22 protein-coding genes are annotated in these 25,118 nt (G+C 39.1%); 13 read left to right on the forward strand and 9 right to left on the reverse strand.

Features of this window, described 5'->3' with window-relative positions; genetic code table 11:
* The first annotated feature begins 41 nt into the window (after positions 1-41).
* Complete coding sequence (locus tag BW142_RS12230) at positions 42-530, forward strand: Spy/CpxP family protein refolding chaperone (protein ID WP_076925027.1); 489 nt, start codon at positions 42-44, stop codon at positions 528-530.
* A gap of 74 nt (positions 531-604) precedes the next feature.
* Here BW142_RS12230 and yacG read toward each other — a convergent pair whose 3' ends face one another.
* From yacG to nadC, 7 genes are all read right to left on the reverse strand, one after another.
* On the reverse strand, positions 605-835 hold the full coding sequence (gene yacG, locus BW142_RS12235; protein ID WP_076925028.1) for a DNA gyrase inhibitor YacG: 231 nt from the start codon (positions 833-835) through the stop codon (positions 605-607).
* 114 nt (positions 836-949) lie between these two features.
* Positions 950-2,626, reverse strand: coding sequence for a type IV-A pilus assembly ATPase PilB (gene pilB, locus BW142_RS12240; RefSeq protein WP_076925029.1), 1,677 nt, complete (start codon positions 2,624-2,626; stop codon positions 950-952).
* A 126-nt stretch (positions 2,627-2,752) separates the two neighbouring features.
* Positions 2,753-3,394 (reverse strand): dephospho-CoA kinase, encoded by a 642-nt coding sequence (coaE, locus tag BW142_RS12245; protein WP_076925030.1) that lies wholly within the window; start codon positions 3,392-3,394, stop codon positions 2,753-2,755.
* Position 3,395: 1 nt separating this feature from the next.
* A complete protein-coding gene (locus BW142_RS12250) occupies positions 3,396-4,289 on the reverse strand; it encodes an A24 family peptidase (RefSeq protein ID WP_076925031.1) in 894 nt (297 codons plus the stop codon).
* 161 nt (positions 4,290-4,450) lie between these two features.
* On the reverse strand, positions 4,451-5,671 hold the full coding sequence (locus BW142_RS12255) for a type II secretion system F family protein (RefSeq protein ID WP_076925032.1): 1,221 nt from the start codon (positions 5,669-5,671) through the stop codon (positions 4,451-4,453).
* 63 nt (positions 5,672-5,734) lie between these two features.
* On the reverse strand, positions 5,735-6,148 hold the full coding sequence (locus BW142_RS12260) for a pilin (RefSeq protein ID WP_216351715.1): 414 nt from the start codon (positions 6,146-6,148) through the stop codon (positions 5,735-5,737).
* A 483-nt stretch (positions 6,149-6,631) separates the two neighbouring features.
* Positions 6,632-7,483 (reverse strand): carboxylating nicotinate-nucleotide diphosphorylase, encoded by an 852-nt coding sequence (nadC, locus tag BW142_RS12265; protein WP_076925033.1) that lies wholly within the window; start codon positions 7,481-7,483, stop codon positions 6,632-6,634.
* Positions 7,484-7,720: 237 nt separating this feature from the next.
* On the opposite strand from nadC, the gene ampD reads away from it, so the two are divergent.
* From ampD to BW142_RS12300, 7 genes are all read left to right on the forward strand, one after another.
* Positions 7,721-8,275: a 1,6-anhydro-N-acetylmuramyl-L-alanine amidase AmpD gene (gene ampD / locus BW142_RS12270; RefSeq protein ID WP_076925034.1), complete on the forward strand. Its 555-nt coding sequence runs from the start codon at positions 7,721-7,723 to the stop codon at positions 8,273-8,275.
* A 13-nt stretch (positions 8,276-8,288) separates the two neighbouring features.
* Positions 8,289-9,140: a beta-lactamase regulator AmpE gene (gene ampE, locus BW142_RS12275; protein ID WP_076925035.1), complete on the forward strand. Its 852-nt coding sequence runs from the start codon at positions 8,289-8,291 to the stop codon at positions 9,138-9,140.
* A 352-nt stretch (positions 9,141-9,492) separates the two neighbouring features.
* A complete protein-coding gene (gene pdhR / locus BW142_RS12280) occupies positions 9,493-10,242 on the forward strand; it encodes a pyruvate dehydrogenase complex transcriptional repressor PdhR (RefSeq protein ID WP_008170672.1) in 750 nt (249 codons plus the stop codon).
* A 90-nt stretch (positions 10,243-10,332) separates the two neighbouring features.
* Positions 10,333-12,999, forward strand: a complete 2,667-nt coding sequence (aceE, locus tag BW142_RS12285) for a pyruvate dehydrogenase (acetyl-transferring), homodimeric type (RefSeq protein ID WP_024600130.1) — start codon at positions 10,333-10,335, stop codon at positions 12,997-12,999.
* A 10-nt stretch (positions 13,000-13,009) separates the two neighbouring features.
* Entirely contained in the window at positions 13,010-14,929 is a 1,920-nt protein-coding gene (gene aceF / locus BW142_RS12290) for a pyruvate dehydrogenase complex dihydrolipoyllysine-residue acetyltransferase (protein WP_076925036.1), read from the forward strand.
* A 205-nt stretch (positions 14,930-15,134) separates the two neighbouring features.
* A complete protein-coding gene (gene lpdA / locus BW142_RS12295) occupies positions 15,135-16,559 on the forward strand; it encodes a dihydrolipoyl dehydrogenase (RefSeq protein ID WP_076925037.1) in 1,425 nt (474 codons plus the stop codon).
* Between the two features lie 130 nt (positions 16,560-16,689).
* Positions 16,690-17,370 carry a tRNA-uridine aminocarboxypropyltransferase gene (locus tag BW142_RS12300; RefSeq protein ID WP_076925038.1) on the forward strand — a complete coding sequence of 227 codons (681 nt, stop codon included), beginning with the start codon at positions 16,690-16,692 and terminating at the stop codon, positions 17,368-17,370.
* 12 nt (positions 17,371-17,382) lie between these two features.
* Here the strand turns inward: BW142_RS12300 and BW142_RS12305 are convergent, their stop codons facing one another.
* The gene (locus tag BW142_RS12305) at positions 17,383-17,898 is read right to left on the reverse strand and encodes a hypothetical protein (RefSeq protein ID WP_076925039.1); all 516 of its coding nucleotides are present in this window, start codon (positions 17,896-17,898) and stop codon (positions 17,383-17,385) included.
* A 937-nt stretch (positions 17,899-18,835) separates the two neighbouring features.
* Here BW142_RS12305 and BW142_RS12310 point away from each other — a divergent pair.
* The 4 genes from BW142_RS12310 to BW142_RS12325 are packed head-to-tail and all read left to right on the forward strand — an operon-like array spanning position 18,836 to position 23,469.
* Entirely contained in the window at positions 18,836-19,840 is a 1,005-nt protein-coding gene (locus tag BW142_RS12310) for a Fe(3+) ABC transporter substrate-binding protein (RefSeq protein ID WP_076925115.1), read from the forward strand.
* Positions 19,840-21,471: an iron ABC transporter permease gene (locus tag BW142_RS12315; protein ID WP_076925040.1), complete on the forward strand. Its 1,632-nt coding sequence runs from the start codon at positions 19,840-19,842 to the stop codon at positions 21,469-21,471. Before BW142_RS12310 ends, BW142_RS12315 begins: the two co-directional genes overlap by 1 nt.
* Positions 21,472-22,521 (forward strand): ABC transporter ATP-binding protein, encoded by a 1,050-nt coding sequence (locus tag BW142_RS12320; RefSeq protein ID WP_076925041.1) that lies wholly within the window; start codon positions 21,472-21,474, stop codon positions 22,519-22,521.
* 48 nt (positions 22,522-22,569) lie between these two features.
* Entirely contained in the window at positions 22,570-23,469 is a 900-nt protein-coding gene (locus tag BW142_RS12325; RefSeq protein ID WP_076925042.1) for a Dyp-type peroxidase, read from the forward strand.
* 7 nt (positions 23,470-23,476) lie between these two features.
* Here BW142_RS12325 and argR read toward each other — a convergent pair whose 3' ends face one another.
* Entirely contained in the window at positions 23,477-23,944 is a 468-nt protein-coding gene (argR, locus tag BW142_RS12330; protein WP_002957753.1) for a transcriptional regulator ArgR, read from the reverse strand.
* Between the two features lie 225 nt (positions 23,945-24,169).
* Between argR and mdh the strand changes: the two genes are divergently transcribed.
* A complete protein-coding gene (gene mdh, locus BW142_RS12340; RefSeq protein WP_007586102.1) occupies positions 24,170-25,102 on the forward strand; it encodes a malate dehydrogenase in 933 nt (310 codons plus the stop codon).
* Positions 25,103-25,118: the final 16 nt, after the last annotated feature.

Here is a 25,118-nt window from a genome sequence, read left to right on the forward strand (position 1 = left end):
ACAATCGCTCAACCAACCAATTCAATATTAAGGTAATGATTATGACTAAAGTAAACACACTATCAAAATTAGTACTTATTTGTGGCTTAGCAACAGCAACTCTTGGCGCTGGTAGCGTATTAGCTAAAGGCGACGGGCATAAGCAAGGCCATTCTCAAGCTCGTTTTTTACTTTCTGATCGCGGCGTTGAAAAATTAAGCCTAACAGATGAACAGCAAACTAAGCTAAAAGCTATTTTTGAAGCACAAAAAACACAAATGAAAGCATTGCGCGGCGACGATAAAGAAGCCCGTAAAGCAATGCGTGAAGCGCACAAAGCAAAAATGGATGCGTTACTTTCGGCGGCAACATTTGACGAAAATGCAGCTAAAGAGCTATTAAACGAACGCCGCGAAAAAGGTGAGCAATTTGGTTTAATTAAACTAAAAACGCAGCACCAAGTAATGCAAGTTCTTAACGCTGAGCAAAAAGAGAAGTTTGCTAAAATGCAAAAGCGTATGAATAAAAAGCATCGTAAGCAAAAAGACTAATCGTTCAATTATATTGAACACTAAAAAGCCAGCATCGCGCTGGCTTTTGTGCTTTTAAATGAAAAATTCAGCGTTTACTTAAAAAAGTCATCTTCATTTTTAGCCAGCATAGCTTCAATATCTTCAATCATGTCTTGGCTAAACTCTTCTGCTGAGGTGATTGGCGCAGAAATTTTATTATTTTCAAACGACCATTCACCCAAATCAATTAGCTGACAGCGCTTGGAGCAAAAAGGGCGAAATGGGCTTTGCTCTGACCATTCAACTTTAGTTTTGCAGGTCGGGCAGTTTACAACAGTAGGCATAATTTACTCTTTACAATCTTTTTCTGCATTTTACATTACTTAGATATGAGTCTCTAGGTATAAGTAAGGCTCTGAGTTTAGTGTTCAGAACCTTGTCACTTTTACTATGGACCTTTAAAAATTAGTCACGCGATTAATTTCAGCAAGGGATGTAAGACCATCGGCTGCTTTGCGTAAACCCGATAGACGTAAATTATTAAAACCGGCTTTAAGTGATACGTCAGCTATTTCAAGCGAGTTACCACCGCGCATAATAATTTGGGCAATTTCAGGGGTAATTTGCATTACTTCGTAAATACCCACTCGGCCTTTATAACCATCGGTACAGCTATCACACCCTTTAGGTGTATATAATGTCATTTCTTCAATTTGCTCGGAACTAAACCCCTGGCGAGTCAGTTCTTCACTCGGAAGTTGTTCCGGCGTTTTACACTTGGGGCACAAACGACGTGCTAAACGTTGGGCTATTATTAAGCTGATCGAACTTGCTACGTTATAAGCCGGCACACCCATATTTAATAAACGGGTGATTGTTTCTGGTGCTGAGTTTGTATGCAATGTTGATAAAACCAAGTGACCTGTTTGCGCCGCTTTTATTGATATTTCTGCGGTTTCTAGGTCACGTATTTCACCTACCATAACTACATCAGGATCTTGACGTAAAAATGCACGCAATGCGTTGGCAAAAGTCATATCGGCTTTAATATTAATTTGTACTTGGTTTACACCTTCAAGGTTAATCTCAACCGGATCTTCCGCAGTACTAATATTGCGCTCTGGCTGGTTTAATATATTTAAACCTGTGTATAGCGATACTGTTTTACCAGAACCCGTTGGCCCTGTTACCAATATCATCCCTTGAGGCTGAGCAAGTGCATCCATGTAGAGCTTTTTCTGCTCAGGCTCATAGCCTAATACATCAATGCCTAACATAGCGCTTGATGAATCAAGGATACGCATTACTATTTTTTCACCCCACAAGGTAGGCATGGTACTTACACGAAAGTCGATACTTTTGCGTTCAGTAATTTTTAGTTTTATACGACCATCTTGTGGTTTGCGTTTTTCGGCAATATCGAGTCGCGACATAACCTTAATACGCGCAGAAAGCTTGGTTGCTAATGTATTAGGTGGGCTTGCCACTTCATGCAAAATGCCGTCAATACGAAAACGAATACGGTACTTGTGCTCATACGGTTCAAAGTGTAAATCAGAGGCGCCTTTTTTAATGGCATCCATTAAAATTTTGTTGATGTAAACGATGATAGGCGCATCATCTTTATCGTCATCTTGTGGTGCTGTATCTCTTTGGCTTTCTGAATCTAAATCAGCAAATTCCTGAAACTCGTCATCAGTTAGATTTAAGCTGCCAGTGGCATCTAGCAACTGCTCAATTTTGTTATCGAGTTGAATATAATCAACAACGACAATTTCGCACGAGAGACCGGTACTAAACTCAAAGTTTTCGAATGCGCCGTAATCTGTTGGATCTGATGCTGCTATATAAACTTTTCGATCTTTTTGAACAAGCGGCAAAATGTGATGTTTACGTATGAGTTTTTCTTTTACGAGATCGGCAGGGATTCTTGTAGGGTCAAAATCTTTTAAATCAAAATAAGGTACGCGAAACAAATCAATACATTGTTCAGCTAAATCTTTACTATCGATTTTTCCACATTTAGAAATAAGCTCAGCTGTTGAGGCAAATTCATTTTGTTTGTTTTTAACCGTGTCGGCATCAATGCGGCCAAGGGTTATAAATTTTCTCAATAACGGTGAGTTAATATTCATTGCGCACCTGTTTTATTCCTTCAATAGTTAGCAATTTATCAGAAAAAAGAAGGTGATTACATCACCTTTCATTCTTTGTTGTGATTTTACTAACTAAAATACGAGTTTGTGTGAGTTAGGACATCGTTAATGTGAGTTAGTTTTGTTGTGTAATGCATATTGTAGGTACTTTTTATGAAGATCAACAAGTTCTATATGCACTAGGTTTAAACTTCGGTCATTATTTAAAATATCATCCGCTTTTTGCTGTTTATCGGCACGTGACATTTGCGAGGCAATAATACTTTTAACTTGCTTAATACTTGTGCTGTCGCGTTTTGCTGTACGCGCTATCTGTACTGAGGTTGGTACATCAATAAGTAAGGTATGGTCACAATATTTATCAAGGTTGTTTTCAAACAATAAAGGCGCTACTAAAACAACATAAGGGCTAGTTGCATTATTTAAATCGTTTAATGTTTTTTCGCGAATAAGAGGGTGCAGTAACGCATTAAGCCATTCTTTGTCATTGTTGTTAGTAAATATTTTTGCGCGAAGCTCTGCTCTATTTAATGTGCCGTCGGGCAATAAAATATGTTCACCAAAGTGTTGGGTAATCGCTTTTAGCCCTTTGCTATTTGGAAGTACTACTTCACGCGCAATTATATCGGCATCAACAATTGTAATACCAAGATCTTCAAACATATTGCTTACGGCTGTTTTACCACAGCCAATACCACCAGTTAAACCTAGTACCCAGCTATTAACTCTAGTAATTTGCTCTCTCATTTTAATAACCAATTAAATTAAAATAAGCGCCTTGAATTTGGTTGCCCCAAAGCATTGCAATCCAGCCAGCTATCGCTAAATAAGGCCCAAAAGGGATAGGGGTCGCTTTGTCTTTACCTTGTATGCTTAACAGTGCAATACCTATAATGGCACCTACTACGCTCGAAAGCAGAATAATTGTAAGTAATGACTGCCAGCCAAGTAATGCCCCAAATACAGCAAGCAATTTAAAATCGCCATAACCCATACCTTCTTTACCGGTTAATAACTTAAATAGCCAAAACACGCTCCATAGGCTTAAATAACCACAAGCCGCGCCAATAATGGCATCTGTAGGTGTAATTGTGTAACCCATTACAGAGGCAATAAGTGCAAGCCATACTAGCGGAAGTGTAAGTTGATCTGGCAGCAACATATGGTCAATATCAATAAAGGTCAGTGCTACCAATATCCACGTTACAAAAATATATAAAAGGGTTTGCTCGGTCGCACCAAAGCTATAGGCAACAATTAAACTTAATAGGGCAGTTATTAACTCTACAGCAGGGTATCGGGCCGAAATAGGATTACTGCAACTTGCACATTTACCTTTAAGTGCTAACCAACTAATAATAGGAATATTCTGCCAAGGCTTAATGGCAGTTTTACATTTAGGGCAGGTAGAGTTGGGTTTTACTAAGTTAAAAGGCTCATTGATATTGGCTTGTTTAGATTTATTAGCTGTAAGTTCATCTTCTAGCAGTAGTCTGCATTCGCTTTGCCACTCACGTTGCATCATCAACGGTAAGCGATAAATAACTACATTTAAAAAACTACCTATACATAAACTAATTAAGCCAATTGTGGTTAAATAAAACCACAATTGGCTTTGCATTACTTCAATAATACTTTGCATCATATTACCTGAAAATTATTTTAAAAATTAAGCGTTTAAAAATTAAGTGAAGTATTTATCACAAAGAGGAGTGAAAGAGAGCGATGAGAAGACATTAATAGCTATACCTAACCAAAAAGTAAGCCTCTCTTTAATTTCCTGGAAATTGTTATTTTTAGTAATTAAATAACAGAGCCAAGCTGGAAAATAGGCAAGTACATCGCGATAATTAAGCCACCAACAAGTACACCAAGTACGGCCATAATAAGTGGCTCAAGCAAGCTTGAAAGGCCATCTACTGCATCATCAACTTCTTGTTCGTAAATAGTAGCCACTTTCGCGAGCATGCCATCTAGTGAGCCAGATTCCTCACCAATAGCGACCATTTGTATTACCATATCAGGGAATATTTTTGAGTTACGCATTGCCCAGTTCATCTGATTACCAGAGCTAACCTCGGCTTTTATGTCTAAAATGGCATAACGATAAACAGCGTTACCTGAAGCCCCGGCAGCAGAGTCAAGCGCATCAACCAGCGGCACACCAGCAGCAAACGTAGTCGAAAGAGTTCGTGCATAGCGAGCAACAGCCGCTTTATTTAAAATCATGCCAATAACAGGGAGTTTTAGTATGGCTCTGTCTGTAGCATCTCTGAGTTTTAAGCTTCTTAATTTTGCTTCTTTAAATATCCAACCACTAGCAACTACAGTAATTAATGCAATCCACCAATACTCCTGCATAAATTCCGATATCCCAATTACAAATAATGTAAATGCGGGTAGTTCTGCGCCAAATCCTGCAAAGATATCTTGAAACTGCGGTACTACAAATATAAGAAGTATTGAGGTCACTATTAAAGCTACAACTAAAACAGCGATAGGATAAAACATCGCTTTTTTAATTTTTGATTTTAACGCTTCTGACTTTTCTTTATAAAGTGCAACACGGTCAAATATCTTATCAAGTGAACCAGATTGTTCGCCTGATGCCACTAAATCGCAGTATAAATCATCAAAATAGCGAGGGTGTTTTCTAAGCGCTGTAGATAATGGTTGGCCTGCTTTTACTTCATCCGCAATAGTATCCATTAACTTGGCGATACTTTTATTAGTTGCACCAGTCCCAATCATCTCTATAGATTGTATTAGTGGAACACCGGCCATAAGCATAGTGGCAATTTGACGCGTAACTAATGCAATGTCCTTCGGGGTGATTTTTTGAATCCGTTCACCAAATAATGGCTTAGATTTACGTTTGACTTTAGAAGGGGTGATACCTTGTTTTCTGAGTTGGGCTTTAACTAATGAAATACTGTTACCAGCAAGTTCTCCTTCAAGTTTTTTACCTCTTGAACTTACACCCACCCACTGAAAAACATCTTGTTTTATTGGGTTTTGTTTCATTTAAGTTCCTAAAAAGTAGTTCAGTTGGCCTGCTCCGAATTGAAGCAAGCCAATCAAGATATATTATCTACACTGAGCTGGTACTAAGGCTGCATCAGAGGCATTATTACAAACCCACTCTACTCCGCCCGTAGCGCCTAATGTTCCAACTAAGTCGAAAGTAACAGGTGTACCGGTATCAACATCTACGCTTATATCTACAGTGGCTGTATTATCACCATCAGTACAACCTAAAGTAGTTTTACCTATAGTCCCAGTCTTAACTCCTGAACATGCGTCTGCTACTCCACTAGATAAATTTTCAGAAACAGTTGCTTTAGCACCGCTTCCTTGCACAATCCCTTCGCTTACTTTCGCTCTCGTTGTATAATCTTGATACGCAGGTAGTGCTACTGCTGCAAGAATACCGATGATTGCTACTACAATCATTAATTCAATTAGGGTGAAACCCTGTTGTTTTTGAGTCATTGTTTTCATGTTTCCTCTCCTAAAGGATAGATTTTTGTAACTTAAATCACTTAAGTGGCAAAATGCCTCACTTAATTTAACTGATTTACTTTACAGTTTTACTTAAAATTAATTTTATTACACTTTAGCTTTAGAGTATGAAACACAAAAGCCGAATGTGAATTCATTATGTTTAGTACTAATTATAAAAGTTTACTAAGTGCACTACATGTTGTAGCAACAAATAGTATAGGCATAAAGTAAGTAGTTTAGTTGCTTTAGTTTTTAATTATGTCTTTAAAAACTAAAGGCACTAGTTATTTATGACTACCTTTTCAAATAAAATAGTACAACAGAATTAGTCTACCATTTTATTTTAGTATTTAGCACGTATCTTCTGATAAAAAAGCGATTTTATTTAACAAAATGTTACAAAGTAAGCCTTTTGGGTTATTTAATGCTTTTTTACTTAACTTGTCAATTGATTAGCGGTATTAATTACCCATTATTGCTTTAAAATTGTTCAAAGCGCATCGATAAATCGATTGATTGTAAGTTTTTTGTTAACGCCCCGCTTGATATAAAATCAACGCCTGCTTGTGAATAAGTTTTGAGCGTTTCTAGAGTCATATTGCCTGAAACCTCTAGTTTGGCGCGTTTGTTGGTTAAAATTACTGCTTGCTTAATTTGCTCTACGCTAAAATTATCGAGCATAATTATGTCGGCGCCAGCTTCAATTGCTTGCTTAAGTTCAGGGAGTGATTCTACTTCTACTTCGACAGGTTTGTTTGGGTGGTTTTGTTTAGCTTGAGCTACGGCTTTGTTTATTGTGCCACAAGCCGCTATATGATTTTCTTTAATTAAAAAAGCATCAAATAAGCCAATGCGATGGTTTGCACCCCCACCACATTTTACCGCGTATTTTTGAAGTGCTCGCAAACCAGGTATGGTTTTGCGTGTGTCGAGTAGTTGCGTAGTTGTGCCGCTTAGCTCTTTTACGTAACGCGCTGTAGTAGTTGCAGTGCCTGATAACGTTTGTACAAAGTTAAGTGCAGTACGTTCGGCAGTTAATATTGAACGAGCTGAACCAATAGCGGTAAATAATGTGCTGTTTGCTTTAACTGCGTCGCCGTCGTTTATTAGTACATTAACCTTAACGCTTGGGTCTACTTGTTTGAATACTTCAAGGATGATGTCTTTTCCGCAAAAAATGCAGTCTTCGCGAGTGATTACTTTGGCGTTGGCTTGCTCGCTCTGAGGGATAAGCTGCGCGGTAATATCTCCGTCTTGAGCTGTTTGATAATTTAGATCTTCGTCGAGTGCAAGAGTGACAAGTTGGCTAACTAAAGAGTGCGGGATAGACATAATAAAAGCTCATAAGCGTTAATAAATTAAGCAAATTTTACTATGTTTATAAAAGAAAGAGAAGCGATTGCCTTTTCGCCAATATAAAGATAAGCGCTTGTAGTAAATTCGCACCTACGTGTGGGTTTGAATTATTTGTATGTGAGGTTTTATACCTCGCTTGTTACTATCATTGTTTTAATAAATCCTTTAGCATCAGTACTATGTATCTCTTGGTGTTTATATAATAAACGTATCATGAAAATAGATTTAAATGGTGTTTTAAGTACGGTAGCGCAGCGGCCTTGTTCGCATTTTGATGAGCGCCCTGATGAGGCTGATATTTCTTTATTGGTGATTCACAATATATCATTGCCAGCAGGGCAGTTTGGTACACCTTTCGTTGATGACTTATTTATGGGTAGCATTGACTGTAATGCTCATCCAAGTTTTAGTGACTTAAAGAATTTACGTGTATCGGCCCATTGTTTTATAAAGCGCACCGGTGAGGCTATACAATATGTACCTTTTGAAAGGCGTGCTTGGCATGCAGGCCAATCTGAGTTTGAGGACGCGCCTACGTGTAATAACTTTAGTATTGGTATTGAACTTGAAGGTACCGACATCGCACCATATTCTTTAGAACAGTACAAAACATTAACTATTATTAGTAAATCTATAATGCAGCGCTATCCAAAAATTACCCCTTCGCGTATTGTTGGGCATTGCGATATTGCTCCAGGGCGTAAAACCGATCCTGGTAGTAGCTTTAATTGGCCATTGTTTTTTAATATGCTTGAACAACTAAGTTAAGAGAGTTATTCCCATGATTTTAGTTTCTATAATAATTGCATTAATACTAGAGCGCTTAGGCGCTCGGTCTAACTACTGGCAGATAAGTTATTACGCAAATGGTTATTTAAATCGCTCTAATAAATTACTTGGTGATAAGGGCTTATTTAGCTCAGCACCGGGCTTTTTAATTTGGCTTTTACTCCCAGTGATTGCGGTGGCACTAATTTATTGTTTGTCAGATTTTGTATTGTGGCAGTTGGGCATTAATATCGCGGTGCTTTTAGTGTGCTTTGGTTGTGCTAAGCAGCGTGCTTTATATAAGTCGTACTTAAATGCGTTAACGCGAGATGACGGGACCGCTGCATCATTATATGCATTGCAAATAGGTCAAAAGCGTACTGATGGCTACGATGGTGGTGAAACCTTTGGGCAAACATTGGCGTGGGTAAACTTTAGATTTTACTGTGCGGTTATTTTTTGGTTTGTTGTTTTAGGTGCGCCAGGTGCGGTTTTATATGCACTGGTACGTACTTTAGCTGATTTAGTACGAGAAGATCATAAAGTAATATTTGCTAAGCGTTTTAAACTTATACATAAACTACTGTTCTGGCTTGACTGGTTACCTGCACGCATTACCAGCTTTGGTTATTTAGTAATAGGTAACTTTAATAAAGGCACGAGCTGTTGGTTACGTTACGTACTTAACTTTAAATCTCCAAACCGAGAAGTAGTAACATGTACTGCACTTGCTGCAGAGCAAGTTGAAAAGCGTTATTACGGCTGTACCTACGAAGCCACTTGTATGATTAAGCTTGTTAAGCGCAATGTATTATTTTACTTAGTACTTATAGCGCTACTTACATTATTTGGTGGACTGTCTTAGGTTAATACCTTTTTAATAAAGTACCTTATGCAAGGTAAGGTGCTTTAATCTCTTCCTGCAATTTTTGAACACAATAAAATAGAGCTAATATTCTAATCCCTTCTGGTCAGACCAATTGTTTTCATCCTATTAACGTTATAACAATTTTTGTAAATTGCGCATTGTTTAATCTTCGTTCAAAATGCGTTACGCTACTTTAATTGCTCAAATTACCTGTAAATTGACAGCTAATAAGGTTTTTGATACCGTATTGAAAATTTTTGGTATGACCAATTTACCTTTTGGGTAAATCATACTACTCAAAGCCCCGCTTTATGGGCTCTTGGTATTTATACAACGCGGACGTTGATTCATGTCTTTAAAGATCAAAGCAGCAAAGTTATCTGATGTTATTTTACAGCAACTCGAGAATATGATTCTTGAAGGCTCGTTAGCACCAGGTGAAAAGTTGCCACCAGAGCGTGAACTAGCAAAGCAATTTGAAGTGTCTCGCCCGTCACTGCGTGAGGCAATTCAAAAATTAGAAGCGAAAGGTTTAGTTACGCGTCGCCAAGGTGGTGGCACGTTTGTAAAAAATCAGCTCGAAGAAGGGCTTACTGATCCACTTTTTGATTTGATTAGTAAACACCCTGAGTCGCAGTTTGATTTACTTGAATTTCGTCATGCATTAGAAGGGATTGCTGCTTACTACGCGGCACTACGCGGGACCAGCAACGATTTTAGTAAAGTGAAAGAAAGCTTTGATAAAATTGCCCTCGTTAATGATGATTTACAGCAAAAAGCAAAAGCAATTAATGCATTTCACTTTAGCGTGGCAGAAGCCTCGCATAATGTGGTTTTACTGCATTTAGTAAGAGGCATGAAAGCGCTGCTTGAGCAAAATGTATTGCAAAATTTAACTGTTTTATTAAAAAAGTCAGATATTAGCAGTCAGTTAGCCGAGCACAGGCGTTTATTAATGGATGCCGTTATTGACGGTAATCCAGAACAAGCCCGTTTAGCAAGTAATGCGCACTTAGCGTTTATTGAAGAAGCACTACTTGAAGCAGGCAAAGAACATTCGCGAATTGAACGTAGTTTAAGACGCACTAAACAAAATTAAGTTAGTACATAACTACTTTGAACACACAAATTAAGTAGCTGTGATATTAAATTAACAATATTCGTATTTTAAACATAAGGAAACCTCCATATGTCTGAAGTCAATAAAATTGACGTAGACGCGCTAGAAACACAAGAGTGGTTACAAGCTCTTGAATCAGTTGTGCGCGAAGAAGGTGTTGAACGAGCTCAGTTTTTACTTGAGCAAGTATTAGAGCAAGCCCGTTTAGATGGTGTTGATATGCCAACGGGTATTACCACGAACTACGTTAATACTATTCCTGTAGATCAAGAACCTGCTTACCCGGGAGATGTAAATCTTGAGCGTCGTATTCGTTCAATTATACGTTGGAACGCGATTATGATCGTTCTACGTGCATCTAAAAAAGATCTCGACTTAGGCGGCCATATGGCGTCTTACCAATCATCTGCTGCATTTTATGAAGTGTGTTTTAACCACTTCTTTAAAGCGCCAAATGATGTAGACGGTGGTGACTTAGTTTATTACCAAGGTCATATTTCTCCTGGTATTTATGCACGTGCGTTTGTTGAAGGTCGTTTATCGGCTGCACAGCTAGATAACTTCCGCCAAGAAGTTGATGGTGAAGGCTTACCATCGTACCCACATCCTAAGTTAATGCCTGAATTTTGGCAGTTCCCTACGGTATCAATGGGCTTAGGTCCTATTTCATCAATTTACCAAGCTCGCTTCTTAAAATACTTAGATGGTCGTGGCTTAAAAGACACTAAAAACCAACGTGTATACGCGTTTTTAGGTGATGGTGAAATGGATGAGCCAGAATCACGCGGTGCTATTTCTTTTGCTGCACGTGAAAAACTAGATAACCTGTGTTACTTAGTTAACTGTAACTTACAGCGTTTAGACGGCCCAGTTATGGGTAATGGTAAAATTATTCAAGAGTTAGAAGGCTTGTTTAAAGGCGCTGGCTGGAACGTAATTAAACTAGTGTGGGGCAGCGGCTGGGATATTCTTCTAGCTAAAGATACAACGGGTAAATTACTACAGTTAATGAACGAAACTGTTGATGGCGATTACCAAACATATAAAGCTAAAGATGGCGCGTACGTACGTGAAAACTTCTTTGGTCGTTACCCAGAAACAGCAGCACTTGTTGCTGACATGACAGATGATGAAATTTTCGCGCTTAAGCGTGGTGGTCATGAGTCATCAAAATTATTTGCTGCATTTAAAAAAGCAGAAGACACTAAAGGCCGTCCAACTGTAATTCTTGCTAAAACTGTAAAAGGTTACGGCATGGGTGAAGCAGCTGAAGGTAAAAATATTGCGCACCAAGTGAAAAAAATGGACATGTCGCATGTTGCACATTTACGTTCACGCCTTGGTCTTGACGATTTAGTATCTGAAGAACAGTTAAAAGAACTTCCTTACCTAGAGCTTGAAGAAGGTTCTCCTGAGTATAAATACCTACATGCTCGTCGTGATGAACTTAAAGGTTATACACCTAAGCGTATACCACGTTTTAGTGAAAAATTAGCGTTGCCAGAAGTAGAAGCATTTAAGCCGCTACTTGAAGAGCAAAAACGTGATATTTCTACCACTATGGGCTTTGTTCGTGCACTTAATATCTTATTAAAAGATAAAGGCATTGGTAAAAACATCGTACCAATTATTGCCGATGAAGCGCGTACATTTGGTATGGAAGGTTTATTCCGTCAAATCGGTATTTACAATCCGCATGGCCAAAACTATACGCCACAGGATCGTGATATTGTTTCTTACTATAAAGAAACTGTATCAGGGCAAGTGCTTCAAGAAGGTATTAATGAGTTAGGTGCAATGTCGTCATGGGTTGCTGCTGCAACTTCATACAGCACTAACGATTTACCAATGATCCCATTCTACATTTACTACTCTATGTTTGGTTTCCAACGCGTTGGTGACATGGCATGGATGGCGGGCGATCAACAAGCACGTGGTTTCTTATTAGGTGCTACTGCGGGTCGTACAACGCTAAATGGTGAAGGCTTACAACATGAAGATGGTCACAGTCATATTCTTGCTAATACCGTTCCTAACTGTATTTCATATGACCCAACTTACGCGTTTGAAGTAGCGGTTATTGTACAAGACGGTATTCGTCGTATGTACGGTGATGACCAAGAAAATATTTACTACTACCTAACGCTTATGAACGAGAACTACCATCAGCCAGCTATGCCAGAAGGCGCTGAAGAAGGTATTCGTAAAGGTATTTACAAGCTTGAAAGTTACGAAGGTAAAAAAGCCAACGTACAGCTATTAAGCTCAGGTACTATTATGACTGAAGTACGTAAAGCAGCTGCGATTCTAAGTGAAGAGTATGGCATTGCGTCTGACGTGTTCTCTGTAACGTCTTTCAACGAATTAACGCGTGAAGGTCAAGATGTTGAACGTTTCAACATGCTTAACCCTGAAGGCGAGCAAAAAACAGCATTCATCACAAGCGTGTTAAACGACTCTGTGACTGTTGCAGCAACGGATTACATGAAAAACTACGCAGAACAAGCGCGTTCATTCATTCCAAGCAGCAACTACAAAGTGTTAGGCACAGATGGTTACGGCCGTTCTGATAGCCGTGAAAACCTACGTCGTCACTTTGAAGTTAACGCGGGCTACGTTGTTGTTGCTACGTTATCTGAACTTGCTAAACGCGGTGAAGTTGAGAAGTCAGTAGTTGTTGAAGCACTTAAAAAGTTCAACATCGACACTAACAAACTTAACCCACTGTACGCATAAGAGGTTTGCAATGAGTATTGAAATTAAAGTACCTGATATTGGTGACGACGAAGTAGAAGTAACCGAAATATTAGTAAGTGTTGGCGACAAAGTAGATGTTGACCAATCATTATTAAATGTTGAAGGCGACAAAGCATCAATGGAAATACCTGCTTCGCAAGCGGGTACAGTGAAAGAGATTAAAGTAAACGTTGGCGACACCGTTACAACTGGCTCTTTAGTATTTTTGTTTGAAGGCGAGAGTGAAAGCACTGATGAAGAAGATACATCAGCCGCTGCTCCAGCTAAATCTGAAGAGGCAGCACCCGCTGCTTCTACAGGTTCTTCAACTAAAGAAGTAACCGTACCAGATATTGGCGATGATGAAGTTGAAGTAACTGAAATCATGGTTGCTGTTGGCGATACCGTTGAAGAAGAGCAATCTATCTTAAACGTTGAAGGCGACAAAGCTGCAATGGAAGTACCTGCTCCATTTGCCGGTACAGTTAAAGAAATTAAAGTAGCCGCTGGCGATACAGTTAAAACTGGCTCATTAGTGTTTGTTTTTGAAGTAGCAGGAAGTGAATCTGCAGCACCGGCTAAAGAGTCTGCTCCTGTAGAAGCGCCAGCTGAGAGTTCAACAGCAAGTTCAGCACCAAGCACTAAAGAAGTTAATGTGCCAGATATTGGTGGTGATGAAGTTGAAGTAACTGAAATTATGGTTGCAGTTGGCGATACGGTTGAAGAAGATCAATCAATCTTAAACGTTGAAGGCGACAAAGCGGCAATGGAAGTACCAGCTCCATTTGCAGGTACAGTTAAAGAAATTAAAGTAGCTGCTGGCGATAAAGTATCGACAGGCTCATTAATTTTTGTATTTGAAGTTGCAGGCAGCGCGCCGGCAGCAGCATCAGCACCAGCTGAAAAATCAGCACCTGCAGCAGCGGCTAAAACTGAGTCGGCACCGGCTCAAGCAGCACCTGTAAAAGCAAGTAATGAAAGCTTCACAGAAAACAGCGCGTATGCTCATGCATCACCTGTTGTTCGCCGTTTAGCGCGTGAGTTTGGTATTAACCTAGCTAACGTTAAAGGCACTGGTCGTAAAGCCCGTATAGTTAAAGAAGACGTGCAAAACTATGTTAAAAATCTAGTTAAGCAAGTTGAATCTGGTCAATTATCAGCAGGTAGTAGTGCTGGTGGTAGCGAGCTTGGTCTTATTCCATGGCCTAAAGTTGATTTTGCTAAATTTGGCGAAATTGAAGAGCAAAAGCTGTCTCGTATTCAAAAGCTATCAGGCAAAAATTTACACCGTAACTGGGTACAAATCCCGCATGTTACACAGTTTGACGAAGCTGATATCACAAGCCTTGAAGTATTCCGTAAAGAGCAAAATGTGCTTAGCGAGAAGAAAAAGCTGGGTGTTAAAATTACACCACTTGTGTTTGTAATGAAAGCAGCTGCAAAAGCACTTGCTGAATTTCCAAAATTCAACTCATCGCTTTCTGCAGACGGCGAAAGCTTAATCCTTAAAAAGTACATTAACATTGGTGTTGCAGTTGATACGCCAAACGGTTTAGTTGTACCTGTGTTTAAAGATGTTGATAAAAAAGGCATTATTGAACTATCACGCGAATTAATGGAAGTATCTGTTAAAGCACGTGACGGTAAGCTTACATCGTCTGATATGCAAGGTGGTTGTTTTACTATTTCTAGCCTTGGCGGTATTGGCGGAACGGCATTTACGCCGATTGTTAATGCGCCAGAAGTTGCTATTTTAGGTGTGTCTAAATCTGAAATGAAACCTAAATGGAATGGTAAAGAATTTGAACCGAAGTTAATGGTTCCACTTTCTATGTCATACGACCATAGGGTGATTGACGGAGCCTTAGCGGCACGCTTTACTGTGACGTTAGCGAGCTACATGAGCGATATTCGTCAGTTAGTGATGTAACCAATTTAATGAAATTGGTGTACGTAATTAAATAAATTGAATCAAATCCCAGCCAGTTGTTTTTAGCTGGGATTTTTAGCATTTGCAATGATACAATCTTTGTACATATTGCATCACTTTATGCGCTGCTCTGAATTTCTGCCTTGCAGAAACACGGCAGTTAAATTTTAGGGCAGTGTCCCGTTCAAACAATTAAGGTAAAAGCATGAGCAACGAATTAAAAACTCAAGTTGTTATACTAGGCGGTGGTCCTGGTGGTTATTCTGCGGCTTTCCGTGCTGCTGACTTGGGCTTAGAAGTTACATTAGTAGAATCTCGTGGAACATTAGGCGGCGTATGTCTTAATGTTGGTTGTATCCCTTCAAAAGCACTTTTACATGTAGCTAAAGTGATTGATGACGCAGCTGAAATGTCATCTCACGGTGTTACTTTTGGCGCACCAAAAATCGATCTTGACCAAGTACGCTCTTGGAAAGATTCTGTCGTTGGCCAGTTAACTGGCGGACTAGACGGAATGGCTAAAATGCGTAAAGTAAAAGTTGTGTATGGTTACGGCAAATTTACTGGCAGCAATACTTTAGTAGTTGAAGGCGAGAAAGACGCTACAACTATCACGTTTGATAACGCGATTATTGCAGCAGGTTCTAAACCAGTTAACTTACCTTTCATCCCAGAAGATGACCGTGTAATTGATTCAACTGGCGCGCTAGAGCTTAAAGACGTACCAGAAAAACTACTTGTACTAGGTGGTGGTATTATAGGTCTTGAAATGGGTACTGTTTATCGTGCTCTTGGTTCTGCAATTGACGTTGTAGAATTTGCTGACCAATTAGTGCCAGCAGCTGATAAAGACATTATCAAAATTTATCAAAAATACGTAAGCAAAAAATTCAACGTAATGCTTTCAACTAAAGTTGTTGGCGTTGAAGCTAAAAAAGATGGCTTATACGTGACATTTGAAGGTAAAAACGCACCAGCAGAACCTGTACGTTACGACAAAGTGCTTGTTGCAGTTGGCCGTACACCAAACGGTAACCTACTTGATGCTGATAAAGCGGGCGTAAACGTTGATGAGCGTGGCTTTATTAATGTTGATAAGCAATTACGTACTAACGTAAGCCATATTTTTGCAATCGGTGACTTAGTTGGCCAGCCTATGCTTGCGCATAAAGCGGTTCATGAAGGTCATGTTGCTGCAGAAGTTATTTCTGGTCAGAAACATTTCTTTGACCCTAAATGTATTCCTTCAATAGCGTACACTGACCCTGAAATCGCTTGGGTAGGTGTTACTGAGAAAGAAGCAAAAGAGCAAGGCTTAAAAATTGAAACTGCGGTATTCCCGTGGGCAGCATCTGGCCGTGCTATCGCATCTGCTCGTACAGAAGGTTCTACAAAACTTATCTTTGATAAAGAAAGTGGCCGTATAATCGGTGGTGCTATGATCGGTATTAACGCGGGCGAAATGCTTGGCGAAATCGGTTTAGGTATTGAAATGGGTGCAGATGGTGAAGACTTAGCGCTTACTATTCATGCTCACCCTACATTGAACGAATCAATTGGCCTAGCTGCTGAAATTTTTGAAGGTTCAATCACTGACTTACCAAACAAAAAAGCAGTTAAAAAGAAGTAATTTAACTTTTTAGCATTTGTTTAAAAACCCAGCTTTGGCTGGGTTTTTTTATGCCTGCTTTTCATTAAATATAAGATTAAATTGCCATAAGCCGTTACAATGCGCGCCTAATTAATTGAAGGTAAATACAGTGAAAAACGCAGTTTTAGCATTACGCGCTCAGCAAATAAGTGAATCTCGTCGTGAATTTAACGCGCGAGGCGGTAAATTAGATCGCTGTGAGCAATGCTTAATAGCCAAGCATTACTGTATTTGTAAAGGTGTTGAGCACGCTCAGTGCAACGCTGCTGTATGTTTACTGATGTACCATAATGAAAGCTTTAAGCCTTCTAATACTGGGCGTTTAATTGCTGAAATAGTACCTGATAATCACGCATTTAGATGGGACAGAACAGACCCAGATCCTGATTTTTTAGCTTTAATAAACGATCCTCAATATCAACCAATGATAGTATTCCCTGCTGAAGACGTAGAAGAGGGCAGGGCCATTACCGAAGTGAATATTGAAGAAGGTAAAAAGTTACTATTTATATTTTTAGATGGTACATGGCGTGAAGCTAAAAAAATGATTCGCAAAAGCCCCTACCTAGATAATTTACCTGTGCTTTCTGTTACTGCTGATAAACTCTCTGATTACCGTTTACGTGTTGCGCCTCACGCGCACCAGCTAGGTACAGCTGAAGTAGGTATTATGGTGCTAGCACTTGCGGGCGAAATGGATGCCTCAATAAAGTTGGAGCAGCACTTTATTAAGTTTCGTGATGCGTATTTATTGGGTAAACGCAATAAAGGCAGGCCATTAGAAGACTAATTTTTTATGCAGCTAAGCGAAAGCTTGCTGCTCTTTTAAGTGAGTTAGTGCTTTATTTTGAATTGCTCTAAAGCCTTCTTCAGATGTTAATTGTAAAACAGTGTTATATAGTTGGCTTATATTGTTGTGCACCTGAATAAATGAGATGCAGTCTTCACCAATCATATCCTTTGCTTCCTCAACTCGTTTTAAAAAGTAACCGCTAATGTCTATTCTGCCATTAAATTGAGTAGTTGCTATAGCATTCGATATTCTATTAAGCTGATAACTAAATTCATCAGGACGAGCACCTTCCCCCCATTTACTAATAGAAATATCGCTTTCTAACTGGATAATTACGTTAAGTATGTTTTTAAACTCACTCATTGGCATATTAAAAAAGTTATAACCTTTGGGGTTAAATAAAGCTTTATATGGATTTACGCTGGGAGTTTGGGCAGTAAAAATACCAATTGGTTTTGCTGTACTTGTGTCTGATACTTTATATAAAAAGGTATTGCTTTGAGGTGTTTTAAAATTCATATCCATTGAGTATTTTTAATTTATGCGTTATTTAGTTATCGGCGCAATTAATAAATAACTTAGCGAAATTTAAAATATTAATGAAGTATTTGGTGGTATTAATATTGAATGGCTGGAATGCGGTATTACCCAGTAAAAATTAGTGATAGTTGCTTGGAGCTTTACTAAACCTAAATTTTAGACAAAGAAAAGCGCGCTCTATTTCTAGGCGCGCTTGCGGAATCTTCTAATTTTCTGCATCCTGCAATTGAACTTAATCAACTCCAATTTTCACTAATCCATGTTTATTACTATATTACTTTTTAGTTCTATGTAATGTAGACCATCCGGGCCTGTATCCTTAAATTCCTGAACATCCTGTAGGGTAAATACTATTACCAAATCCTAAATTACACTTCCTAGTGTATCCCTATTTTAACCAATCCATTGTGTTGCCTTAAAGGCCTGTCCATTTATTCCTTCAACATCCTGTTAAACAACTTAGCCGCGTTGTTATCCTTTTCGCATCTTCCTGACGCTATCCTTTTTACAACATTGCGTTGTGATACTCATCCTGAGCCTGTCCTAAAATCCGTGTTGTCCTGGTAACCTAATCATTGGTTGGTTGAGTAAGCAATCCATTTCCTTTTACTCAATAAGCATCATTGCTTGGTTGATGAGTAAATTATAGTGCAATAGAGCAACCAAAATAGGGATAAAACTACATTCAATTAGTATTTATGCAATAGTAATAATATAAAAGCCCTTTTAATACAGGTGGTTAAGTGTGTTTTTGTATGTTTTTATCTTGATTTTTACTCATTAGCTGTCACATCCGTGAGACATCTCTTACACGGCATTTCCTTTTTGGGCGTTATTTACATATTTACATTTATTTAAAGTGTGCACTTTTTGAATGAGCGCGGTAGAATTCGATGATAATAACAATTATTTAGGTGAAATAATGAAGACAGTATTTACACTTGTTTTGGGATTAGCAGCATCGGCACCAGCCTTTGCAAGTGACGTTGTTAATATCTATTCTTTTCGTCAGCCGTTTTTGATTCAGCCCATTTTAGAAGATTTTACAAAACAAACGGGAATAAAAACCAATGTTGTTTTTGCTAAAAAAGGGTTAATTGAGCGTGTTAAACGTGAAGGTAAACACAGTAAAGCCGATTTAGTATTAACCTCTAATTTTAGTGCGCTTATTCAATTAGAAGATTTAAAATTAACACAAACTATAAAAAGTGACAGTGTAAATAGTAACGTGCCTGTAGCTTTTCGTGACGGTGATGGCCAATGGGTCGCGCTTACTAAGCGAGTGCGTAATGTCTATTCATCAAAAGAGCGAGTTGGTGCGTTACCTGAACTCACTTATGAAGATTTAGCAGATCCTAAATACAAAGGACAAATTTGTACGCGATCTGGCAAACATCCATATAATTTAGGTTTAGTGGCTTCTATGATTGCACACCACGGTGAAGCGCAAACCAAAGAGTGGCTTGAAGGTGTTAAGGCTAATTTAGCACGCAAACCTCAAGGTAACGATCGTGCTCAAGTTAAAGCCGTTAAAGAAGGTTTATGTAACTTAGCATTAGGCAATAGTTACTATCTTGGCAAAATGCTAGAAGATAAAGAGCAAAAAGGTTGGGCTGAGGCCGTAAATATTAACTTTCCGAATCAAACTAATCGTGGCTCACACATAAATGTTTCGGGTGCGGTTATTACCAAATATGCTAAAAACCCTGAAAATGCATTAAAGCTCATCGAGTATATGACCGATAGCAAAGCACAAAACATGTATGCCTCATTAAATATGGAGTATCCAGTTAAGTCGGGTGTTGAACTATCAAGTTTGGTTGCCTCTTGGGGTAGTTTTAAAGAAGACAGCTTGCCACTTGATGAGATTAGTAAATATCGTCCGTTAGCGCTTAAGCTAATTGATGAGGTGAAGTTCGATCTTTAATGACTAATAAATTTAAGCTGTCTAAATGGCAGCTCTTTGCGTGGTCGACAGGCTTAATTCTATCGGCTCCGTTGTTTTTTCTTCTTTTTGAATCTCTACAAGGTAGCTCTGAGGTGTTTTCTCACCTGTGGGATACCGTGCTTTGGGATTACATAACTAATACTGTATTGCTTGTTTTAGGTGTTTGCGTCCTTAGCTGCGCCATAGCTTTGCCACTTGGGTGGCTAACGGCTTACTGTAGTTTTCCGGGTAAAAAACAGTTTGAATGGGCACTTATGCTGCCCCTTGCTATGCCCACCTATATTATTGCTTATGTATATACTGATTTATTAGATTATGCGGGCCCTGTACAAATAGCACTGAGAGATTGGTTTGGCTGGCAATCGCCTAATGACTATTGGTTTTTTGATATACGTACATTACCCGGCGCTATCGTTATGATTGCCTTGGTGCTTTACCCGTATTTATTTTTAATTTTTAAAACGGCCCTTCGCGAGCAGTCATTCAAATTAGTGCAAGCTAGCCAGTTAATGGGGTTATCTCCTTGGCAAAGCTTTTTTAAAGTAAGTTTAGTGCTCTCTCGTGGGGCTATTGTGGCGGCTCTTGCGCTTATTAGTATGGAAACCATGGCTGACTTTGCAACAGTGAGTTATTTTGCCGTAAGTACATTAACAACCGCCGTATACGATACGTGGTTTGGTTATTACTCACTTACAGCGGCCGCTAAAATATCGGGTGTGATGTTATTACTGTTATTTTTAGCATTAATGGCAGAGCGCTTTAGTCGTCGTAATCAAGCGGTGTTTGAGCGCCAATCAAGTGTAAATAGTGAATCTCTCTATGTGTTAAAAGGAAAGTCAGCTTGGCTATCAACGGCCTTTTGCAGCTTTATCTTACTTATCGCGTTTGTAATTCCTATTGCAGTACTTATAAATTACGCCATTACCTACTTTGATAAAGCATGGAATGTAGAGTTTTTTAGTTACGCTTGGCAAAGTTTAAAAGTGGCAGGGGTTGTGAGCCTAATAACGATTACGTTGAGTATTTTTGTTGTTTTTTATCAGCGTGTGGCAAAGCAAACGTATCCGCTTGTTCCTGGGCGTTTAGCAAGCACAGGCTATGCGTTGCCTGGCACAGTACTCGCTATTGCGGTTTTGTTACCCCTTACATTATTAGAGAACACCATTAACACAGCGCTCGAGCCGTATAATTTAGATATTGGCTTACTGCTTACAGGTAGCATTCTTACTATTATTATTGCCTACATTGTTAGGTTTTACGCCATTGCACACGGAGCAATTGAGTCGAGTTTTTTACGTATTAGCCCATCACTTGATATGGCAAGCCAATCAATGGGTAAAAGCCAAGGGCAAACGCTGCGTTTAGTGCACTTACCTTTACTGCGAAGAGGATTGCTTACTGCTGCGTTATTGGTATTTATTGAGTGTATGAAAGAGTTGCCGGCTGCGCTATTGCTCAGACCGTTTAATTTTGAAAGCTTAGCTACTCATGTATTCCAGTATGTAAGTGACGAGCAATTAGAGCTTGCTTCAATATCGGCTTTATTTATTGTTATTGTTGGGTTTATTCCTTTGTATTTTATTAATCGTTCTATGGAGCAGCGTAGTTAAATGAGTAGTTTAATTTTACAAGGCTTGAGCTATCACTATAACGGCACAAAGGTTATTCACGATTTAGATTTAACGGTGGGTAAAGATGAAATTGTTTGTCTACTTGGAGCGAGTGGGTGTGGCAAAACGACCACGTTAAAAGCGATTGCAGGTTTAATTGAAGCTAAGCAAGGGTCTATTTTTATAGACGGTAAATTAGTGAGTGATGAGCAATCGTTTGTCTCGCCTGAGCACCGTAACATCGGCATGATGTTTCAAGATTATGCGCTGTTTCCGCATTTAACGGTGGCAAATAATATCGCATTTGGGCTTAGTAAAATGAGTAAAGCTCAAAAGCAGCAACGCGTTGATGAAATGCTTAAGCTGGTACATTTAATTGGCTGTGCCGACAGGTTCCCGCATCAGTTGTCGGGTGGTCAACAGCAGCGTGTAGCTATTGCTCGTGCATTAGCTTATAAGCCTAGTTTATTGCTACTTGATGAGCCCTTTTCAAATATCGACACACAAGTACGCTTTGAATTAATTGCTGATATACGTCGAATTATTAAGGCAACTCAAGTATCTGCTGTATTTGTTACACATTCAAAAGAAGAGGCATTTGCCTTTTCAGATACACTGGCCATTATGCATCGCGGTAAAATTGAGCAACAAGGCACGCCTGAGCAGCTTTTTGCAGCTCCATGTTCAAAGGAGGTTGCAGAGTTTCTGGGTCAAGGCATATACTTGAGTGCAGAAGTATTAACAGCAACTGAATATAAAACACCATTTGGTTTAGTCGAATCTTATGTTGAGAGTAAACATAACGTAAGCGTCGGGCTTATATATGTCCGCCCCCATCAAATAGAATTAGTGGCAGATAACCAAAGTGACAAATTCAGCAAGCGAGCTACAATCATAAGTCGTCGCTTTATTGGTTCGGCGTATGTTTATTCGGTTGTTATTGATGAACAAGAAATTGAAGTTGCTGCACAATATGGCCAGTCATTTGAAAATAATGAGCAGGTTATAATAAAAATAAAACCTCACACGGTGAATTTTTTCGAATCGTAATTAATTTGTTATTCGCTGTGTTTTTATCTGTAAAACTAAGGAATAACAATGGCGCAAGCGCAATCAGGGATTTGTGCTGAAGCAAACTTACACGGTTTGCACTTATTTTTTAATGTGTTTGATGGTCAAGATGAATCACTTCGCGCAAAGTTAAAACAAGTAAGCGCCATTGAAGAAGAGTTCAGCGATCAATTTTCAGAATCAATGCTCTCTTGTATGGTTGCTATCGGTGCGCAATATTGGCCGCATATCCTCCCTGAATACATCCCAAGCGAATTACAGAGCTTTCCTAATATAAACCATAGCGATCATCAAATGAGCGTACAACCGTGCGATTTATTTGTGCAAATTCGCTCTGACCGTGAAGACGTTAACCATTTATTTGCGCTGCAAATTTTAAAATTATTTGCCCCCGATGTTGAGCTGGTGGAGCAAATTCGTAATTTTCGCTTTTTAGATGGTCGTGATTTTAATGGTTTTATTTATGGTGGCGATACAGCTCATGGAAGAAAAAAGCGCGCTACGGCTTTAATTAGTAACCCTGGTAATTTTGAAGATCAGGGAAGTTATATTCATGTACAGCGTTATAAGCATGACTTAACTATGTGGCAGCACTTATCATTGAGCGAGCAAGAACAAATAATGGGGCGTACGCGCCTTGATAACACACTAATTACCCCCGCAATTGAAACCAGCCATGCTTCGCGAAGTGAGCTAAAAGACGAAGACGGACAACCGCTACTATTAAATCAGAGCATGCCTTATGGCGATGTGTATGAGCAGGGAATGTTATCAATTACATGCGCTTGTACGGGTACCGCATTTGAAAAAGTACTTAATAGTCGTTTAGGGGGAGGGGATTGTTACGACCACTGGCTTGATTTTACTCAAGCCGATATGGGTTCTGCTTTCTTTGCGCCTTCAGTCGGGTTTTTAAAACAAATTTAGTTTGCTATTAAACCGTATCAAATAAAATGCGAACACGTTCAAGTGTTACATCTATTTCAGATATTTTAGCAGGAGCGATAAAAATAGTATCGTCGCCTGCAATTGTTCCTAGTACGCCATCTGCTTTACCTAATGAATCTAATAAACGCGCAATAAGCTGAGCAGCACCTGGACTGGTACGAATGATGATCATCATTTCGTTGTGCATAATGTCGATTACTAATTGGCGTAATGGGCTTTTAGCCGTAGGTACACCCATTTCAGCAGGTAAGCAGTAAACCATTTCTTGCTTGGCATTACGTGTGCGTACAGCGCCAAATTTACTTAACATGCGTGATACTTTACTTTGGCTTATATTGTCAAAGCCTTGATCTTTTAACGCATCAACTATTTCGCCTTGAGATCCAAAATTTTCTTCTTTTAATAGTGATTTAAATGCTTTTACCAGTGCTTCTTGTTTATCTTGTGGTTGCATAGTCTTTATTCGTTTTTGTTATTTATGCTGCAAATTCTACACAAAAATGAATAATTATGCAGCAGTTGTTTAGTTAACTTGCCAGTTTGATGCGTTAAATCACAAAAGTTTACGACTATGGTCGAAAATATACTTGAAATAGACAGGATAAATTTGTTTTTAGTCGCTAATTTCATTATCTTAAGAGCCACAAATGTTTCCTACCTCAAATTACGGAGAATTCCAATGAAAGTTGCTGTATTAGGTGCTGCAGGCGGTATCGGCCAAGCGTTATCTTTATTATTAAAAACAGGCTTACCAGCTGGCTCTGAATTATCACTTTATGATGTTGCACCAGTAGTACCAGGTGTTGCGGTTGACCTTTCTCACATCCCAACAGATGTTAAAGTAGCAGGCTTTGGCGCAGACGAATTAAACAAAGCGCTTGAAGGCTCTGATATCGTTCTTATCCCAGCGGGTATGCCACGTAAACCAGGTATGGATCGTGCTGATTTATTTAATGTAAATGCTGGCATCATCAAAACTTTAGCAGAAGGCATTGTTGCTAGCTGTCCAAAAGCGTTAGTAGGTATTATTACTAACCCAGTAAATGGCACAGTTCCAATTGTTGCTGAAGTATTCAAAAAAGCAGGTACTTACGACGCTAAACGCGTATTCGGTATTACTACGCTTGACGTTATTCGTTCAGAAGCATTTGTTGCTGAACTTAAAGGCGTAGACGTAGCAACTGTTAAAGTACCAGTAATTGGCGGTCACTCAGGCACAACTATTCTTCCTCTACTTTCTCAAGTTGAAGGTGTTTCTTTCACTGATGAAGAAGTTGCTGCACTTACTCCACGTATCCAAAATGCGGGTACTGAAGTTGTAAATGCTAAAGCCGGTGGCGGTTCAGCTACGCTATCTATGGGCGCAGCTGCTGCTCGTTTTTGTATGTCTTTAGTTAAAGGCCTACAGGGTGAAGAAGTGGTAGATTACGCTTATGTTGCTGTTGAAAATGGCGATGCAGAGTACTTTGCTCATCCAGTACGTTTAGGTAAAAACGGCGTAGAAGAAATTCTTTCTTACGGCGAACTAAGCGCATTTGAAACAAAAGCAAAAAATGACATGCTTGAAACACTGAAAAAAGACATCAAAGAAGGTGTTGATTTCATGGCGTAATAGCCAATTTAAGCAA

It is taken from the genome of Pseudoalteromonas sp. EB27 (genome assembly GCF_001974875.1).
Classification (GTDB): Bacteria; Pseudomonadota; Gammaproteobacteria; order Enterobacterales; family Alteromonadaceae; genus Pseudoalteromonas.